General features: G+C 63.5%; 19 protein-coding genes. 12 read left to right on the top strand and 7 right to left on the bottom strand.

The window, feature by feature from the left end; genetic code table 11:
- Window positions 1–185: 185 nt before the first annotated feature.
- From urtB to P0Y58_05220, 5 genes are read left to right on the top strand one after another with little or no spacing between them, the layout of a single operon-like run.
- Window positions 186–1,640 (top strand): urea ABC transporter permease subunit UrtB, encoded by a 1,455-nt coding sequence (urtB, locus tag P0Y58_05240; GenBank protein ID WEK33277.1) that lies wholly within the window; start codon window positions 186–188, stop codon window positions 1,638–1,640.
- Window positions 1,640–2,719 (top strand): urea ABC transporter permease subunit UrtC, encoded by a 1,080-nt coding sequence (gene urtC / locus P0Y58_05235; protein WEK31603.1) that lies wholly within the window; start codon window positions 1,640–1,642, stop codon window positions 2,717–2,719. The genes urtB and urtC overlap by 1 nt, the downstream gene beginning before the upstream one ends.
- Window positions 2,716–3,573, top strand: coding sequence for an urea ABC transporter ATP-binding protein UrtD (gene urtD, locus P0Y58_05230; GenBank protein ID WEK31602.1), 858 nt, complete (start codon window positions 2,716–2,718; stop codon window positions 3,571–3,573). The genes urtC and urtD overlap by 4 nt, the downstream gene beginning before the upstream one ends.
- 19 nt (window positions 3,574–3,592) lie before the next feature.
- A complete protein-coding gene (urtE, locus tag P0Y58_05225) occupies window positions 3,593–4,291 on the top strand; it encodes an urea ABC transporter ATP-binding subunit UrtE (GenBank protein ID WEK31601.1) in 699 nt (232 codons plus the stop codon).
- Between the two features lie 31 nt (window positions 4,292–4,322).
- Window positions 4,323–4,838, top strand: coding sequence for a GNAT family N-acetyltransferase (locus P0Y58_05220; protein ID WEK31600.1), 516 nt, complete (start codon window positions 4,323–4,325; stop codon window positions 4,836–4,838).
- A gap of 128 nt (window positions 4,839–4,966) precedes the next feature.
- Here P0Y58_05220 and P0Y58_05215 read toward each other — a convergent pair whose 3' ends face one another.
- Window positions 4,967–5,272, bottom strand: coding sequence for a chaperone modulator CbpM (locus P0Y58_05215; protein ID WEK31599.1), 306 nt, complete (start codon window positions 5,270–5,272; stop codon window positions 4,967–4,969).
- A 2-nt stretch (window positions 5,273–5,274) separates the two neighbouring features.
- Window positions 5,275–6,231: a curved DNA-binding protein gene (gene cbpA / locus P0Y58_05210; GenBank protein WEK31598.1), complete on the bottom strand. Its 957-nt coding sequence runs from the start codon at window positions 6,229–6,231 to the stop codon at window positions 5,275–5,277.
- Window positions 6,232–6,395: 164 nt separating this feature from the next.
- On the opposite strand from cbpA, the gene P0Y58_05205 reads away from it, so the two are divergent.
- Window positions 6,396–7,667, top strand: coding sequence for an Hsp70 family protein (locus P0Y58_05205; protein WEK31597.1), 1,272 nt, complete (start codon window positions 6,396–6,398; stop codon window positions 7,665–7,667).
- A gap of 127 nt (window positions 7,668–7,794) precedes the next feature.
- On the opposite strand, the gene P0Y58_05200 is transcribed toward P0Y58_05205, so the two are convergent.
- From P0Y58_05200 to P0Y58_05190, 3 genes are all read right to left on the bottom strand, one after another.
- Window positions 7,795–8,802, bottom strand: coding sequence for a hypothetical protein (locus tag P0Y58_05200; GenBank protein ID WEK31596.1), 1,008 nt, complete (start codon window positions 8,800–8,802; stop codon window positions 7,795–7,797).
- A 70-nt stretch (window positions 8,803–8,872) separates the two neighbouring features.
- The gene (locus P0Y58_05195) at window positions 8,873–9,160 is read right to left on the bottom strand and encodes a PsiF family protein (GenBank protein WEK31595.1); all 288 of its coding nucleotides are present in this window, start codon (window positions 9,158–9,160) and stop codon (window positions 8,873–8,875) included.
- 63 nt (window positions 9,161–9,223) lie between these two features.
- Window positions 9,224–10,012 (bottom strand): helix-turn-helix transcriptional regulator, encoded by a 789-nt coding sequence (locus P0Y58_05190; GenBank protein WEK31594.1) that lies wholly within the window; start codon window positions 10,010–10,012, stop codon window positions 9,224–9,226.
- Between the two features lie 124 nt (window positions 10,013–10,136).
- Here P0Y58_05190 and P0Y58_05185 point away from each other — a divergent pair, with 124 nt between their 5' ends.
- Complete coding sequence (locus P0Y58_05185; GenBank protein WEK31593.1) at window positions 10,137–11,009, top strand: DMT family transporter; 873 nt, start codon at window positions 10,137–10,139, stop codon at window positions 11,007–11,009.
- Here P0Y58_05185 and P0Y58_05180 read toward each other — a convergent pair.
- Complete coding sequence (locus P0Y58_05180) at window positions 11,006–11,896, bottom strand: triacylglycerol lipase (protein WEK31592.1); 891 nt, start codon at window positions 11,894–11,896, stop codon at window positions 11,006–11,008. The two genes, P0Y58_05185 and P0Y58_05180, sit on opposite strands and share 4 nt — an antisense overlap.
- 123 nt (window positions 11,897–12,019) lie before the next feature.
- Here P0Y58_05180 and osmE point away from each other — a divergent pair, with 123 nt between their 5' ends.
- Together osmE and P0Y58_05170 are read left to right on the top strand one after the other, a co-directional pair.
- Window positions 12,020–12,361, top strand: a complete 342-nt coding sequence (gene osmE / locus P0Y58_05175) for an osmotically-inducible lipoprotein OsmE (protein WEK31591.1) — start codon at window positions 12,020–12,022, stop codon at window positions 12,359–12,361.
- 48 nt (window positions 12,362–12,409) lie between these two features.
- On the top strand, window positions 12,410–12,940 hold the full coding sequence (locus P0Y58_05170) for a ferritin-like domain-containing protein (GenBank protein ID WEK31590.1): 531 nt from the start codon (window positions 12,410–12,412) through the stop codon (window positions 12,938–12,940).
- Between the two features lie 130 nt (window positions 12,941–13,070).
- Here the strand turns inward: P0Y58_05170 and P0Y58_05165 are convergent, their stop codons facing one another.
- Window positions 13,071–15,137, bottom strand: coding sequence for an AsmA family protein (locus P0Y58_05165; GenBank protein WEK31589.1), 2,067 nt, complete (start codon window positions 15,135–15,137; stop codon window positions 13,071–13,073).
- 339 nt (window positions 15,138–15,476) lie between these two features.
- Between P0Y58_05165 and P0Y58_05160 the strand changes: the two genes are divergently transcribed.
- From P0Y58_05160 to P0Y58_05150, 3 genes are all read left to right on the top strand, one after another.
- A complete protein-coding gene (locus tag P0Y58_05160) occupies window positions 15,477–15,974 on the top strand; it encodes a phage infection protein (protein WEK31588.1) in 498 nt (165 codons plus the stop codon).
- Between the two features lie 122 nt (window positions 15,975–16,096).
- Window positions 16,097–16,732, top strand: coding sequence for a TetR family transcriptional regulator (locus P0Y58_05155; GenBank protein WEK31587.1), 636 nt, complete (start codon window positions 16,097–16,099; stop codon window positions 16,730–16,732).
- Window positions 16,733–16,775: 43 nt separating this feature from the next.
- Window positions 16,776–17,873, top strand: coding sequence for an AGE family epimerase/isomerase (locus P0Y58_05150; protein WEK31586.1), 1,098 nt, complete (start codon window positions 16,776–16,778; stop codon window positions 17,871–17,873).
- The last annotated feature ends 28 nt before the right edge of the window (window positions 17,874–17,901 follow it).

Below are 17,901 nucleotides of genomic sequence, written 5' to 3'. Positions count from 1 at the left end.
CGCGGGTAAACCCGCTCCCACAGGGACCGCACAGGATTCAGCCATTGCACCGTACCTCCCACAGGGATTGCACAAACTTCAGCGCTTGCGCCGTACCTGTGGGAGCGGGTTCACCCGCGAAGAATCCACCGCCGATTTCCAGGATTGCCCGCATGCTCAGACTCCTGCTCACCTTACTCCTGCTAATGCCTCTGGCCACCCAGGCCAGCGAGGGCGAATTCTTCCTCACCGCCAAGCCCGCCGAGCAAGCCCGCCTGCTCGAAGGTTGGGCGGCGCAACCCGATGCCGCGCGCCTGCCACTACTGGACAACCTGCGTCAGGGCCGCATCGCCAGCGATGACACCCGCAAAGTCCGCCTGAACAACCGCCTGCGCGGCCTGATCGACAACGCCCTGGCCAGCCACCAGTTGCTCAGTGACAACAGCGAAACGCGTCTGACCGCCGCGCAACAACTGCAAAAAAGCGCACAACCGGCACAAATGGCCTTCCTCGACCGGCGCTTCGCCAGCGAGCCAGACGCCGCCGTGCACGCCGCCCTCGGCCTGGCCCTGGCCAACCTGCAACTGGGCGCCAGCGAGCCAGCCGTGCGCTTGGCCGCCGTGCGCTTGCTGGGCGAAACCGGTGACCCGGTGGCCCGCACCCGCCTTGAAGCGCTGCTGCAACCCGACGCAGAAGCCGACCCGGGCGTGCGCACCGCTGCCGAAACCAGCCTGGCCCAGGTCAAGCGCAAGCTGCTGGTTGGCGAACTGCTCGGCCAGGCGTTCAGCGGCCTGTCGCTCGGTTCGATCCTGCTGCTGGCTGCGCTCGGCCTTGCGATCACCTTCGGCCTGCTGGGGGTGATCAACATGGCCCACGGCGAGATGCTGATGCTTGGCGCCTACAGCACCTACATGGTCCAGGTGCTGTTGCAACGCTACGCCCCGGGCGCCATCGAGTTTTACCCGCTGATTGCCCTGCCGGTGGCCTTTGCCGTCAGTGCCGGGGTCGGCATGGCGCTGGAACGCACGGTGATCCGCCACCTCTACGGTCGCCCGCTGGAAACCTTACTGGCCACCTGGGGCATCAGCCTGATCCTGATTCAGGCCATCCGCCTGCTGTTCGGCGCGCAAAATGTCGAGGTCAGCAACCCGGCATGGCTGTCCGGCGGCATCCAGCTGCTGCCGAACCTGGTGCTGCCATACAACCGTCTGGTGATCATCGGCTTCGCCCTGGCCGTGGTGCTGCTCACCTGGCTGCTGCTCAACCGCACTCGGCTGGGCCTGAACGTGCGTGCGGTCACCCAGAACCGCAACATGGCCGCCTGCTGCGGCGTGCCCACCGGACGCGTCGACATGCTCGCCTTCGGCCTGGGCTCGGGCATCGCCGGGCTTGGCGGCGTAGCCCTGAGCCAGGTCGGCAACGTTGGCCCGGACCTGGGCCAGAGCTACATCATCGACTCGTTCCTGGTGGTGGTGCTGGGTGGTGTCGGGCAATTGGCCGGCAGCCTCTGGGCAGCATTCGGCCTTGGCATCGCCAACAAACTGCTGGAACCGCAGATCGGTGCCGTGCTCGGCAAGATCCTCATCCTTGCGTTGATCATTCTGTTCATCCAGAAGCGCCCGCAAGGCCTGTTCGCCCTCAAGGGACGGGTAATCGACTGATGAACCAGCCACTGCTTGTCACCGCTACACAAAAGGCCGGGCCACGCCTGACCCTGGCCATCGGCGCCCTCGTCGTCCTGCTGCTGGTAGCCCTGCCGTTGCTCTCACTGCTGCCGACAGACCATACCTTGCAAGTGTCGGCCTACACCCTGACCCTGGTCGGCAAGATCCTCTGCTACGCCATCGTCGCCCTGGCCCTGGACCTGGTCTGGGGCTATGCCGGCCTGCTGTCGCTGGGTCACGGCCTGTTCTTCGCCCTTGGTGGCTATGCCATGGGCATGTACCTGATGCGCCAGGCATCCGGTGACGCCCTTCCAGGGTTCATGGCATTCCTGTCGTGGACCGAGCTGCCATGGTACTGGGCCGGTACCCAGCATTTTGCCTGGGCCCTGTGCCTGGTGGTGCTGGCGCCTGGGCTGCTGGCGCTGGTGTTCGGCTGGTTCGCCTTTCGCTCGCGGATCAAAGGCGTGTACTTTTCGATCATGACCCAGGCCCTGACCTTCGCCGGCATGCTGCTGTTCTTCCGCAACGAAACCGGCTTTGGCGGCAACAACGGCTTCACCAGCTTCCGCACCATCCTCGGCTTCGACATCACCGCGCAGGGCACCCGGGCCGTGCTGTTCCTGCTCACCGTCGGCCTGCTGCTGGCCAGCCTGTACCTGTGCTGGCGCCTGACCCGCAGCAAGTTCGGCCGCCTGCTTACCGGCGTGCGCGACGCCGAGAACCGCCTGATGTTCTGCGGCTACGACCCGCGCGGTTTCAAGCTGCTGGTGTGGGTGCTGAGCGCTGTACTGTGCGGCCTGGCGGGCGCGCTGTACGTGCCGCAGGTGGGCATCATCAACCCCAGCGAAATGTCGCCGACCAACTCCATCGAAGCCGCCGTGTGGGTGGCCCTGGGCGGGCGCGGCACGCTGATCGGCCCGCTGCTCGGCGCCGGCCTGGTCAATGGCATGAAGAGCTGGTTCACCGTGGCCTTCCCGGAGTTCTGGCTGTTCTTCCTCGGCGCGCTGTTCATCGTCGTCACCCTGTACCTGCCCAAGGGCGTGGTCGGCCTGTTGAAGAAAAGGAGCCAGCCATGAGAGGCGTGCCCCCGGTACACCCGGAATTCATGCTCGAACCGGTATTCGACCAGCTCGGCGCCGGCCGCGACGCCATCGGCCTTGGTCAAAGCCGCAAGGCCGGCCTCGACACCCGCCACGGCACGGTGCTTAGCCTTGAGGACATCAGCGTCAGCTTCGATGGTTTCAAGGCGCTCAACGCGCTGAACCTGTACATCGGCGTGGGCGAACTGCGCTGCATCATCGGCCCCAACGGCGCCGGCAAGACCACGATGATGGACGTGATCACCGGCAAGACCCGCCCCGACACTGGCAGCGCCTACTTTGGCGACACCCTCGACCTGACCCGCATGAGCGAATACCAGATCGCCCAGGCCGGCATTGGCCGCAAGTTCCAGAAGCCCACGGTGTTCGAGGCGCTGACAGTGTTCGAAAACCTGGAGCTGGCGCTGAAGGCCGACAAGTCGGTATGGGCCAGCCTGGTGGCGCGCTTGAGTGGCGAGCAGCGCCAGCGCATCGATGAAGTGCTGACCACCTTGCGCCTGCTGCCCCTGGCCCAGCGCCAGGCCGGCTTACTGTCGCACGGGCAAAAGCAGTTTCTGGAAATTGGCATGTTGCTGGTGCAGGAGCCGCAACTGCTGTTGCTGGATGAGCCGGTGGCCGGCATGACCGATGCCGAGACCGAGTTTACCGCCGAGCTGTTCAAAGGCCTGGCAGGCAAGCATTCGCTGATGGTGGTGGAGCATGACATGGGCTTTGTCGGCAGCATTGCCGACCATGTGACCGTGCTGCACCAGGGCAGTGTGCTGGCAGAGGGGTCGCTGGAGCAGGTGCAGGCGGATGAGCGGGTGGTCGAGGTGTACCTGGGCCGATGATCAATTCCAAGGACATGACATGCTGAAAATCGACACGTTGCACCAGTACTACGGCGGCAGCCACATCCTGCGCGGCCTGTCTTTCGAAGCCAAAGTCGGCGAAGTCACCTGCCTGCTCGGCCGCAATGGCGTGGGCAAGACCACCTTGCTGCGCTGCCTGATGGGCCTGGTACCCGCCCGCGACGGCAGCATCACATGGGAAGGCAAGCCGATCACCGCCCTCAAACCGCAACAGCGGGTCCACGCTGGCATTGCCTACGTGCCCCAAGGCCGCGAGATTTTCCCACGCCTTACTGTCGAGGAAAACCTGCTGATGGGCCTGTCACGCTTCCCTGCCCGTGAAGCCCGTGAAGTGCCAGCGTTCATCTACGAACTGTTCCCGGTGCTGGAGCAGATGAAGCAACGTCGAGGCGGCGACTTGTCCGGTGGCCAGCAACAACAGCTGGCCATCGGCCGCGCTTTGGCCAGCCGCCCGCGCCTGCTGATTCTTGACGAACCGACCGAAGGCATCCAGCCCTCGGTCATCAAGGAAATCGGTGCGGTCATCCGCCGCCTGGCCGAGCGCGGCGACATGGCCATCCTGCTGGTGGAGCAGTTCTACGACTTTGCCGAAGCACTGGCCGACCAGTACCTGGTCATGGCCCGTGGCGAGATAGTGCAGCGCGGCCGTGGTGAAAACATGCAAGCCGAAGGTGTGCGTGGGCTGGTAACCATTTAATCTGCGAGCAACGACCCTGCGAGACGCTGTCATGAGTTACGAAATCCGCGACGCCCTGCCCACTGACGTACCGGGCATCCTCGACATCTACAACGACGCGGTGCGCAATACCACGGCGATCTGGAACGAAACCCCGGTCGACCTGGGCAACCGCCAGGCCTGGTTTGAAGCGCGGGCGCAGCAGGGGTATCCGATCTTGGTGGCTGTGGATGAGACGGGTGTACTGGGGTATGCCTCGTTTGGCGACTGGCGGCCGTTTGAAGGGTTTCGCTACACCGTGGAGCACTCGGTGTATATCCGCGGCGACCAGCGTGGCAAGGGGCTGGGGCCGGTATTGATGGCGGCGCTGGTGGAGCGTGCGCGGGATTGCGGCAAGCACGTGATGGTCGCGGCCATTGAAAGTGGCAATACCGCTTCGGTGCGCATTCATGAGCGGCTGGGCTTCGTGGTGACCGGGCAAATGCCTCAGGTGGGTGTGAAGTTTGGCCGCTGGCTGGACCTGACCTTCATGCAACTGGTGCTGAACCCGGGGGCTGAACCGACCTGAAATTGATGTCGGCTGAACCGGCCTCTTCGCGGGACAAGCCCGCTCCCACAAGTAACCCACTCCCTTCAGATTCAGTGAAGTACCTGTGGGAGCGGGCTTGCCCCGCGAAGAGGCCGGGCCTGCAAACCTTACATTTGGGTAAACCTGCCCAGCCTCTGTCTCAGCATGTTGTTCTCACTGCGCAACTGCTGCACTTCCTGCAACAGCTCCAGCGCCAGCGCCACCCCTTCCCACTCCAGCTCCAATTCCTGGTGCAGCTTGGCCGCACGCTTGGTCAGCAGCGGCGCCTGATCGTCGAACAACCAATCCTCAGGCGTTCGCCCAGAGGGTTCGACAATGCCGTGTTCGACGATTTCGATCACGCAGTCCGCCGTGACATCGGCTTCCTGACACAAGGTACGCATGTCCAGTTGAACGATCAGGGTGCTGCTCATGATCACTTACTCCATTGTGTCCTCGGGTTGAACGCAGCCTTCTCGGAAAGCTGGGTCCACAGTTCGCGGGCAGCCTCATCGGAGGTCGGCGGCATAACCACTTTCAATTGCGCGTAAAGGTTGCCGCGCTCACCGCTCTTGTTCGCCAGGCCCTTGCCCGGCACCCGAAGGCGCTGGCCGCTCTGGCTGTCGGGGCGGATGGTCAGGTTGATCTTGCCTTCCAGGGTAGGCACCGCCACCTTGGTGCCCAGGGCCGCTTCCCACGGTGCCAGCGGCACGGTGATGATCAGGTCATGGCCTTCGACATCGAACAGCGGGTGCGGTGCCATGCGGATGGTCAGGAACAGGTCCCCATTGGCCCCGCCACCGCTGCCCGGCGCGCCCTGGCCCTTGAGCCGGATACGCTCGCCGTCGGTCACCCCGGCCGGAATCTTCACGTTCAGGGTCTTGGTGGTGAAGCCGGTGCGTTGGCCCATGGCATTGGTTTGCGGCACCTGGAAGCTGATCTGCTTGGATTCCTTGCTCAGGGTCTCTTCAAGGAATACTGCCAGTTCAAGCTCCACGTCCTGCCCCCGCCTGCCGGCACTGCGTTGCTGCTGCCGGGCGCCACCGAAGGGGCTGCCTCCCCGGCCACCACCAAACATCGAGCTGAAGAAGTCGGAGAAGTCGCCGCCTTCGAAGCCACCACCGCCGCCTCGGTTTTCCCAGCCCGGTGGTGCCTGGAACGGCCGGCCATGCTGGCCTCCGTACTTGCGAATTTCGTCGAATTCGGCACGTTTCTGCGCGTCGCCCAGCACTTCGTAGGCCTCGTTGGCCTCTTTGAACTTGTCCTCGGCGTCGCGTTCCTTGCTGACATCGGGGTGATACTTGCGCGCCAGCTTGCGGTACGCGGCCTTGATCGCCTTGTCGTCCGCCGTGGGCTCTACGCCGAGTATCTTGTAATAGTCTTTGAAGTCCATCTGTGGATCACCAATGTGAAAGTGCGTGTTGCAACTGAAGATAGGGGTCAAGCATAGCCTTTCAAGGGCGCTTTGGGTTTGCGCCATGGCAGACGACTGGTCTTGATTCTGTAGCCAAGTGGCATACACTGCGCGGCCGTTTTCGCTCCGGAAGCTGATTTCCCATGTCTGACGTATCCCCGGCCCGCGCCCTGGGCATCGACTTTGGCACCTCCAACTCCACGGTCGGCTGGCACCGCCCTGGCGTGGAGTCGCTGATTGCCCTGGAAGACGGCAAGATCACCTTGCCCTCGGTGGTGTTCTTCAACATCGAAGAGCGCCGCCCGGTGTATGGCCGCCTGGCGCTGCACGAGTACCTGGAAGGCTACGAAGGCCGCCTGATGCGCTCGCTGAAAAGCCTGCTGGGCTCCAAGCTGATCAAGCACGACACCAGCGTGCTGGGCAGCGCCCTGCCGTTCAAGGACCTGCTGGGCATGTTCATCGGTGAGCTGAAAAAGCGCGCCGAGGCCGCCGCTGGCCGCGAATTCGAGCAGGTGGTACTGGGCAGGCCGGTGTTCTTCGTCGACGAAGACCCGGCGGCCGACCAGGAAGCCGAGGACACCCTGGCCGACGTGGCGCGCAAGATCGGCTTCAAGGACGTGTCGTTCCAGTACGAGCCGATTGCCGCGGCGTTCGACTACGAGTCAGGCATCAGCCGTGAAGAGCTGGTGCTGATCGTCGACATAGGCGGGGGTACTTCGGACTTTACCCTGATCCGCCTGTCGCCCGAGCGCCACCTGGTCGCCGAGCGCCAAAGCGACATTCTCGCCACCGGCGGCGTGCACATCGGCGGTACCGACTTCGACAAGCAGCTGAGCCTGCAGGGCGTGATGCCGCTGTTCGGCTACGGCAGCCGCATGAAGAGCGGCGCGCTGATGCCCACCAGCTACCACCTCAACCTGGCCACCTGGCACACCATCAACGCCGTGTACGCGCAAAAGTCGCAACTGGCGCTGGGCAGCATGCGCTACGACATCGAGGACAGCTTTGGTATCGACCGCCTGTTCAAGTTGATCGAGCAACGTGCCGGGCACTGGCTGGCGATGGAAGTGGAAGCCAGCAAGATCGAGCTGACCGAGCACACCAGCCGCAGCATCGACCTGCGCCGGGTCGAGCCTGAGCTGACTGCAGAGCTGACCCGCGTGCTGTTTGAAGAGGCGATCGATGGGTTGCTGGAGCGTGTGCGCGGTAGCGTGACCGAGTTGCTGGCCAAGGCTGGCGTGAGCGAAAGCCAGGTCGATACGGTGTTCTTCACGGGTGGTTCCAGCGGTATTCCGGCGTTGCGCAACAGTGTGGCGGCAATGCTGCCGAATGCGCGGCATGTGGAAGGCAATATCTTTGGCAGCATTGGTAGTGGCCTGGCTATCGAAGCCCGCAAGCGCTACGGAGCGGCCTGATACCTATCTGTAACCTGCGCCGGCCTCTTCGCGGGACAAGCCCGCTCCCACAGGATTACCTATAGCTCAGCGGCAATGGTGATCCTGTGGGAGCGGGCTTGTCCCGCGAAAGGGCCGGGACAGGAGATCAGACCAGCTCTTCCCGCTTCAGCTCACTCTTGAGGTAGGCATAGTAGATCGGCCCCGCCACCACACCAGGCAGCCCGAACGCCGCCTCGAACACCAGCATCGCCAGCAGCAGTTCCCACGCCTTGGCACTGATCTGCCCACCGACGATCCGCGCGTTGAGGAAGTACTCGACCTTGTGGATGACGATCAGGTAACCCAGCGCCGCCGCCGCCACCCAGACCGACAGCGACAGGCCGACGATGGTGATCAGGGTATTGGACATCAGGTTGCCGATCACTGGCAGCAAGCCCAGCAGGAAGGTCAGCACGATCAGCGTCTTGGTCAGGGGCAAGTGCACGCCGAACAGCGGCATCACCACGGCCAGGAAAATGCCGGTAAAGGCCGTGTTCAGCAACGAGATCTTGATCTGCGCGAAGACGATGTTGCGAAACGCCTTCACCAGCAGGTTCAGGCGCTCGAACAGCGCCGCCGCCAGTGGCTTGCGCCGGGATACATCGGGAATGCGCTGCAAGGCAATGATGGCACCAAGGATCATGCCGATCAGCAGCGTCACGAACATGTGCGCCATGCCCTTGCCCACCAGCTGCAGGTCACTGAGATGGCTCTTGATCCAGTCGCCGATGGCCACCTTGAATTCGGCAGCACTGGCGGGCAGGTAGGCTTCGATGAACGGCGGCAGCTGGCTGCGGGCCTGCTCGACCAGGGCCATGAACTTGTCCAGCGAAGCGCCGGGGTTTTCCGCCTCGTGCAGCAGGAAGCTGAAGGCGCCGGCAATCACCAGGGTCAGGGTGCTGACCACCAGCGTGCCGAGCAGCGCCACGGCCAGCCAGCGCGCGCGTTGGCCGGCCAGCAGCGGTTGCAGGCGTGGGGTCAGCATGTTGACCAGTTCGAACACCAGCAAGCCAGCCAGTAGGCTGGGCAGCAACTTCAGGGGCAAAGCCAGCAGCAGCCCGCCCATGACGATGATCAGGCTGGCCAGGGTGATCTGGCGGGGGGTAAAGGTCATACAGCCTCGACGGCAGACAGCGGGAATGCCCGCAGTCTGCCAGCCTTATGCCTGCAGGCATAGGCGCGGGTCATTTCTTCTTCAGGCAGTTGCTCATGAAGGCCTTGCGCTCGTCACCTTTCAGGGTCTTGGTGGTGGCGTCGGCGTTGCAGGTTTTCATCTTGTCTTGCTGGGTTTGCGGCACGTCTTTCTTCAGGCAGGTGCTCATGTAGGCTTTGCGCTCATCGCCCTTCAAGGCCTTGGTGGTGGCGTCGGCGTTGCAGGTTTTCATTTTTTCCTGCTGCGCGGTATTGGCCGCGAAGCCTTGGGCGCTGAACAACACCGCCAACACCAGCATTGGAATTTGCAGCACTTTCATGGAGTGGTCTCCTTGGCTCCGCGCCCGATGCACGGGGGTCGAGCTGAGTGTAGCCAAGAATTCTCAGCGCCCCGCCCGCGCCTGGCGGCGGTACTGCTCGGGCGTGCAGCGGGCCTGGCGCTGGAACATGGCAATGAACGCCGAAGCGCTGCTGTAGCCAAGGTCGAAGGCGATGGCCTGAATGGGCAGGCCGGCCTCCAGCGCTTCGATGGCACGCAAAAAACGCAGGCGCAGGCGCCATTCGCCAAAGCTCATGCCCAGTTCGCGCAAGAACTGGCGGGCCAGGGTGCGCTCGCTGACATGCACACGGGCAGCCCACTCGGCCAGCGGGCGGTTGTCGCCGGGTTCGGCGCTGAGCGCGTCGAGCACCTGGCGCAGGCCTTCGCTGTGGGCGAACGGCAGGTAGCAGGCCTGGGTGGGCGCCAGCAGCAACTGGTCGAGCAGCACCTGCACCAGCCGCTGGTCACGCTCCTCCTCGGCCACCTTGAGGTCGCGCCGGGCGAAGTCGCCGAGGATGGCCTTGAGGATATCGCTGATCATCAGGCTGCAAGGTTGCTGCGGGAGCGCGGCGCACAGGCTGCGGTCCAGGTAGATCGAGCGGTAGACGATGGCCTGGGGGTTGTAGCAGCCATGCTCGGTATCCGGCGGCACCCACACGGCGTAGTGCGGCGGCGATAGGAAACGCTGGCCGGCGACGTTCAGCTGCATCACGCCATGAGCGGAATAGTTGAGCTGGCCCCAGGTGTGGCGGTGCGGGGCGCTGAGGGTGTCGGCACCGAACTCGTCGTGGCGGAAGTACACCGGGGCGGGGAGCCGGGTGAATTGGGGGATGTTGAGGTGTTTGGGCGGCATGCTGACTGTTTGGCGGGGTGGGTTGGCTGTATAGGAGTATAGACCTGCTGGCGGACAGTCGATAATGGCTGCAATCGGGGCCTGCTTTGCAGCCCCAATCAGCCCAAAACGAGTACGCTGCTACATGAATTACCTGTTCCCCCTCACTGCCATCCTGATCTGGGCCGGCAATACCGTGGTCACCAAGATGTCCGCCGGTGCCATCCACCCCGCAGAGATCGGCTTCTATCGCTGGCTGCTGGCCGCCCTGCTGTTCACCCCGTTCATGTTACCTGCCGTGTGGCTCAACCGCGCAGCCATTCGCCCACACCTGGGCAAGGTGTTCGTGCTGGGCGTACTGGGCATGGCGTTGTACCAGAGCCTGGCCTACTTCGCCGCCGGCATCACAAGCGCTACCAACATGGGCATCATCCTTTCGCTGATGCCACTCATGTCGCTGGCGCTGTCCATCGCCTGGCTGGGCCAACGCCTGAGCTACGGCGCCCTGCTGGGCGCGCTGGTGTCGTTGTTCGGAGTGCTCGAAGTCGTCAGCGCCGGCCACCCGGCCAGCCTGTTGCAGCAAGGCCTGAACAGCGGCGACCTGCTAATGCTGGTGGCCACCCTGGCCTACGCGCTGTACAGCTTCCTGCTGAAAAAATGGCAGTTGCGCCTGCCGCCGATGCAGCTGCTGTACCTGCAAGTGCTGGTGGCTATCGTCGTGTTGCTGCCGCTGTTCCTGCTGTCGGACAAGACGGGCCTGAACAGCCAGATCATCGGCCTGGTGCTGTACGCCTGCGTACTGGCCTCGATGGTCGCGCCGCTGGTGTGGATGCAGGCTGTGCATCGCCTGGGGCCAAGCCGCACCACGCTGTTTTTCAACCTGCTGCCGCTGGTCACGGCGCTGATAGCCGCGGCCGTGCTCGACGAGCAACTGGCCAGCTACCACCTGGTCGGCGGCTTGCTGACCCTGGCCGGGGTAGTGCTGGCCGAGCGCTGGACCACGCCGATCCGCCGCTAAAGCCCGGCAGCCTTGAGCCGGGCGGCATGTTCGGTGAACAGCCGCACCGGATCGGCACCTTTGCCCACGGCGCCAAGCGACTGATTGACGATATCAAGGTGATCGAGCGGGTAGTTGTCGCCAATCACCTGCCCCAGGTGCGAGCTGAAACGCCCGACCATGCCGTCGCACTGGCCCTTCTCCTTGACGAAACTGCGCGCAAACAGGCGGCAGAAGCGGTTGCTGCCGTCAAAACGGTTGCGGCCTTGGTCAGTCAGGCCGGGCTGCAAGGTGCCGGACCAGGAGTAATAGCGCACGCCATCGACCTCATAGGCACCTTCACCGCCCCAGGCCTGCGGCAGGCCCTGTGGATAAGCCTGATTGAACAGCGCAACCCCGACGCTGGTCAGCGACTGGTGCGACGCGTGCACGTCGACCGGCAGCGGGTCGCGCCGCCAGCCGGTTTCCAGCCACACCAGCATCTGGGCAAAACCATGCAGCACGGCCTTGAGGATGCGCCCCTGGGCAGAATCGCCTGGCGCCGTGCGCTCCAGGTGGTCCGCCAGTTCCGAGCCGTGATTGGGGCCAGCCACCGAGGTGACCGAAGCCACGCGTTCCGGCCGCCTGGCCGCGGCATAGCGCGCACTCAGGGCACCCTGGCTATGGCCGATGAGGTTGACCTTGTCGGCGCCGGTGCGCTGGCAGATGTCTTCGATGATCGCCAACAACTGCTCACCACGCACTTCACTGGAGTGCAGCGGCGAAACCTGCACCGGATACACCTGCGCCCCGCCCTTGCGCAGGGCCGGCACGATGCCGAACCAGTAGGGGTAGAGCACCAACCGGACAAACCCGAGCATGCCCGGCACCAGCACCAACGGGTATCGCGTGGCCAATTCCTGCTGCATTACCCTGCCCCCTTTCCGTGGACGACCGGCCAACACTACAGCGGCAATCATGACCATCGCAATCGAACTCCCGGCGCGCGCTGTGGTTCCAAACCACACAGACCCTTTGCAAGGAGCGGGACCATGTACAAGCAGACCCTGGCAATCCTTCTGGCAAGCGCCACCCTGGCCGCCTGCGGCAGCCGCCCGGAAAACCCGGTGGACTACGTCACCTACCGCGACGAACCGCTGGTCAAGCAGGTGGAGCACGGCATGACCATGCAGAAGGTCATCGCCATCGGCGGCAGCCCGTCGAACGTGATCGACCTGCCGCACGGGGGTACCTGCAACGACTACATCCTCAACCGCGACGGCAAGCAGCAGCCCTATTACGTACGCTTCGACGCCACCGGCCACGTTGATGCCAAGGGTTTCAAGACTTGCAAACAACGCCAGGAGGATAGCGACGCCGTCCATGGCGCGTAAGCCTGCGTCCCACTTTCACCTACCGTCCTGATCTGTCTGGAGATAACCATGAGCAACGTTGAACTGACCGATGTGAAAACCCTGCGCGAGCGTGCCCGCCAGCATGTCGAGCAAGGCGCGGTGACCGAGGGCTATCACGCCGACCGCAAGGAAATCCTGCGCCTGCTGAACGAGTCACTGGCCACCGAGCTGGTGTGTGTACTGCGCTACAAGCGCCACTACTTCATGGCCAGCGGCATCAAGGCCAGCGTGGCTGCTGCGGAATTCCTGGAGCATGCCAACCAGGAAGCCGAACACGCCGACAAGCTGGCCGAGCGCATCGTGCAGCTGGGCGGCGAGCCGGACTTCAACCCCGATAACCTGACCAAGAATTCTCATGCCCAGTACGTGGCGGGCAATTCGTTGAAGGAGATGGTTCTGGAAGATCTGGTGGCGGAGCGGATCGCCATTGATAGCTACCGCGAGATCATTCAGTACATTGGCGATAAAGACCCGACTACGCGGCGGATGTTTGAAGACATCCTGGCGCAGGAAGAAGAGCACGCGGACGACATGTCCGACCTTCTGCAAGGGCTGTAATCGCAGGGGCTGCTTTGCAGCCCATTCGCGGCACAAGGCCGCTCCCACAGGGACTTCACAGGCCTGAAGGCTTGTGTAATACCTGTGGGAGCGGCCTTGTGCCGCGAATGGGCCGCACAGCGGCCCCCTGCTATTTCCGCCCTTTCACCGCAGCCGGCGCCTTGCCCGCCTTCATCTGCTGCAACAGCGGCGTGCACTGGTTGGGATCATCCCCACTGCTGGGTGCAATCAGCGCCAGCAACCCCGCCGCCGGCCCGGCCACCACGCCCAGCGCCACCATTCCTGCACCACGCAGCGCCAACGGCAGTGCCTGCACACCGGCATTGGGCTTGGCAAACGGCCCACGTACGTACAGAGGCGAACGCAGCGAAAACAGCCGCAGCCCTTTCGATTCCGGGGTGACCTTCAAGTCCAGTTGCTCAGAAGCAAAATTGGCCGAGCCGTTGATGGAGATGATCGCGTTCTCGGTATCGAAGATAAACAGGCGGGTCGTCGCCAACCCATCTTTGATACCCACATCAGCCGCCGCGCAATTGATCTTCACATCCTCATCACCGAACAACTTGCCGACCACGTAGTTGCCGACATTCAAGCCGGCAATCTCCATCAGGCTGCGGCTGATCGCGCCATCGTTGATCAGCATCCGCAGGTCGCCATTGGCCGTACCCAGCAAGGCCGCCACCGAATTGCCGCGGCCACTGATGTCAGCATCGCCGTTCAACTCACCAAAGCTGGTCTGCATCGGCGCGAAAGTGGGGAACAGCTGCTTGAGCTTGAAGCCCCGGGCTGTCAGTTGGGCGCGGCCCTGCAAGGGCACGCTGCGACCGTCCAGGCGGATTCTGGAGGCCAGGTTGCCGCCGGCCACGCCAAAACGCAGGGGCTCCAGGCGCAGCAGACCGTCTTCGAGAATTACGTGGGCTGAAAGGTCATTGAACGGTAGTTGCGTGCTGTGCACGATGCGTTTGCCGGCAAAGGTGACGTCAGCGTCCATCGCTCGCCAGCGCTCAGTGCGGAATTCTTCTACCGGCAGCACCTTGCCCGTCGGCTGCTTGCTGGCGCCCCCACGGGCCTTTTGCTCGGCGTTGGAGTCAGCACCGATCAGCGGGGCCAGGTCCTTGAACAGCAACTGGTTGGACACCAGGTTACCCGACAGCTTGGGCCGTGGCTGGCTGGCCACGAAGGCCAGGTCGCCGTGGATGTCGCTGTCACCGATCTTGCCGTTGAAGCCCTGGTAGTTGAACGTCGCACCTTGCGCCGCATGCAGGTTGGCGCTGAGGCGGCCGTCGGTCGAGTAGGCCGGGGTATCCGGCAAGGTTACCCCGGTCAATGGGTAGAGGTTGCCCAGGCTGGCACCGGACAGACGCAAGCGCAGGTCGAGGGCACCGAGGTTACGCGGGTCGGTCAAGGTGCCGGCGAGCACTACGTGGGTGTCGGCGATGCGCACATCGGCTTGCAGCGGAAACGGCTGGGTGGTGTCCTGCAGGGCCAGCAGGCCGCCGATCTTGCCGGTGCCGGACACCGGCTGGCCCTTGTAACGGCCCTGGGCCTTGAGCCCGAAGGCGTAGTCTTGGGCGCCACCGGCCTTCTCGGCGCTGGCCTTGCCGACAATGTCGCTGAACGGGATCGGCTTGCCCAGCGGGTCGATCTGCACCTTCATGCTGGTTTTCAGTGTTTGGTCGTCGAAGCTGACATTCCCCTGGTCGAAACCGATCGCACCGATATCCAGCTGCCATTTGGAAGGTTCTGCGTTTTCATCCTTGGGGCCGAAGTCGAACGTCCAGTTGGCCCGGCCATCGGCCAGGCGAGTGAGGCTGGCGGTGGGCTTGGTCAGGTCGATGCGCGGGATGCTGATCTGCTGGAACAGCAGCGGCAATGGTGCCAGGCGGAACTCCACGCGCTCCAGGCCGACCATTTTCGGCTCTTTGAGCCACTCCGGGTTGCCCAGGGTCAGGTCCTCGGCAATGAAATGCGGCCATGGTACCCAGGCACGCCAGCCACCCTCTTGCGGCTCGGTGCGCCAGTGCAGGGCAAGGTTGCCGTTGATTGCGAAGGGCCGGTGCAGCGCCTCGGACACTTTTTCGTTAAGCAGGGGCTTTACGCGGTTCCAGTCGAAGGTGGCGATCAACACCACCAGAATCGCCAGCAGGGTGAGCAGGGTGGCGAGAGTCCAGACGAGGATTCTGGCAGGACGCGTCATTGCGTGATTCTCCTTGCGGTATGGCACAAAACTGGCGCAGCGATGGCAGTCACTATGTCGGACTGTGGAAAACCCGTGGGGTTTTATCGAGTGCGCCATGATAGCGAAGTTTTCCTGGCCTTTTGCTCAGCAAACCGTCGCGCCAGGCGATGCCTGCTACCTGAAAACAGCACAATCAAATTACCACCCCCGGCCTGTAAAGCGCTGTCTAGAGCAGGTTTGAGCCTCTATCAATGCGGTCGATTGTTACCATTACCCGTATGAACTTCTCTCTGGCGTTACCGAGCGTAGCATTGGCTCCGTACCCACTTTCCAGCCCCCGAGAGGAGCACCGAAATCATGAAACGCCACCTGCTGACCCTGACCCTGTCCATACTGGCTGCCAACGCTTTTGCCCTGCCGGCCGACGAGCAACACCTCACCGCCGAATCACGTTCCAGCGCAGTTGAAATTGCACAGCCGCTGAAAACCGTTGCCGAAGGGGGCTCTGACCGCCTGATCGAACGCAGTGGCCGTGTTGCCGAAGGTGGCTCCGATCGCCTGATCGAACGCAGTGGCCGTGTTGCCGAAGGTGGCTCCGATCGCCTGATCGAACGCAGTGGCCGCGTTGCCGAAGGTGGCTCGGATCGCCTGATCGAACGCAGTGGCCGGGTTGCCGAAGGTGGTTCTGATCGCCTGATCGAACGCAGTGGCCGCGTTGCCGAAGGTGGCTCGGATCGCCTGATCGAACGCAGTGGCCGCGTCGCCGAAGGTGGCTCGGATCGCCTGATCGAACGCAGTGGCCGCGTCGCCGAAGGTGGCTCGGATCGCCTGGTTGAACTCAGCCGTGTGAGCTGATCCCCATGGCCGAAAAGAACCACCTTTGTCACAACGCTTGCTCCCCTCCAGGCCCGGTCCATTGACCGGGCTTTGTTTTTTTATCTAGAGTGCCCAGCCTTACCGTCACAGAAGCCCGCACCATGCTGCCGCGCGCCGAACAGAAGCTACAGACCCGCCAGGCCCTGCTCGATGCTGCCTGCCTGCTCATGGATAGTGGCCGTGGTTTCGGCAGTATCAGCCTGCGTGAGGTGGCGAAAACAGCCGGTATCGTGCCGACCGGCTTCTACCGGCATTTTTCCGACATGGACGCCCTGGGCCTGGCCCTGGTGGCCGAAATCGATACCACCTTCCGCCAGACCATCCGCCTGGTGCGCCAGAACGAATTCGAACTGGGCGGCATCACCGATGCTTCCGTGCGCATCTTCCTCGACGTGGTGGCGGCCCACCGCGCGCAGTTCCTGTTTCTGGCCCGTGAGCAGTACGGCGGCTCACAGGCCGTGCGCCAGGCCATTGCCCGCCTGCGCCAGGACATCAGCGATGACCTGGCCACCGACCTTGCGCGCATGAAGCGCTGGCAACACCTGGACAGCGCAGCGCTGGCGGTAATGGCCGACCTGGTGGTGAAAACCGTTTTCGCGACCCTGCCCGAGCTTATCGACAGCCCCGAATCGGGTTATCCACAGGCGCTGACAGCGCAAGAAAAGATCACTCAGCAGCTGCGCTTCATCTTTGTCGGGGCGCGGCACTGGCAGGGGCTGGGCAATCCACAACCTTAGTTCTGCTACCATGGCGCCCTGCCCGACAGCGACGAGCGCCGAGATGCCCAACCCCCGCCCCACCCTGCCTGAACTGGCCCGCTTCAACCAGCACTTCGCCGATTGCATCGTGCCGTTGTGGCAAGACCCGGGCTGGAATGCCGACATGGCCCTGCCCTACGAGGCCCTGGACGCCGAGCACCAGCCGTTGCCGGTGCAGCGCTACCGGGCCATGGCCTGCGCACGCCAGCTGTATCTGTTCAGCAGCCGTATCGGGCAGCCGGGTGCGGCCGAGCGCGCGGCGGCGTTGTTCCGCTCGTTGCAAAAACACTTCCACGACGCCGAGCACGGTGGCTGGTTCTACAGCATCGACGCCCAAGGCAAGCCGCTGGACCGGCGCAAGGACCTGTACACCCACGCCTTCATTGTCTTTGCCTGCGCGCACTACTGGGGCAAGGTGCGTGAAAGCCTGGTGGAGTCCACCCTGAACGCCGCGCTGGACATCATCGACCAGCAGTTCGCCCGTGACGACGGCCTGTACGAAGCCAGCCTTGGCGAAGACTGGGCCGATCTGGGCAGCGGCCCGCTGCAAAACCCTCAGATGCACCTGGCCGAGGCGTTTCTGCAGGTGCTTGCGGTGCGGGACGATGAACATACCCAGCAATCGCTGCTGCGACTGTGTGAAGCGCTGCAGGCGGACTTCGTCGAACCGGCCCATGGCCTGATGCTGGAAAAACCACGCGGTGCTGTGGATAACTGGTTTGAGCCTGGCCATCAGTTCGAGTGGTTCTACTTGCTGCAGACTTCGCCGCTACTGCGTGACACGCCGCTGCATGCGTCCATCGACCGGGCTTTCGGCTTTGCCGAGCAGTACGGGGTGAAGGATGGGGCGGTGCTGGCGATGCTGGATGTGGATGGCAAGGTGCTCGACGCTACCCAACGGATCTGGGCGCAGGCGGAATACCTGCGGGCGCTGGTGTTGCGCGCAGGCAGTGACGCGAAGCTGGCTGACCAGCTGCAGGTGCTGGAAGCGCGGTTCCTGCGTGAGGCGGGTTGGTATGAGTGCCGGGATGGAGAAGGCAATGTCAGCCGGCATGATATGCCTTCGACTACTCCCTACCATTTAGCGACTTGCCTGGAAGGGTTGCAGCGCCTGGGCTGACGCATTCGCTCGCAAACCACACGGACCC

The sequence above is a fragment of the Candidatus Pseudomonas phytovorans genome, from assembly GCA_029202525.1.
Taxonomy (GTDB): Bacteria; Pseudomonadota; Gammaproteobacteria; order Pseudomonadales; family Pseudomonadaceae; genus Aquipseudomonas; species Aquipseudomonas phytovorans.
This window is presented reverse-complemented; position numbering and strand designations above follow the sequence as displayed.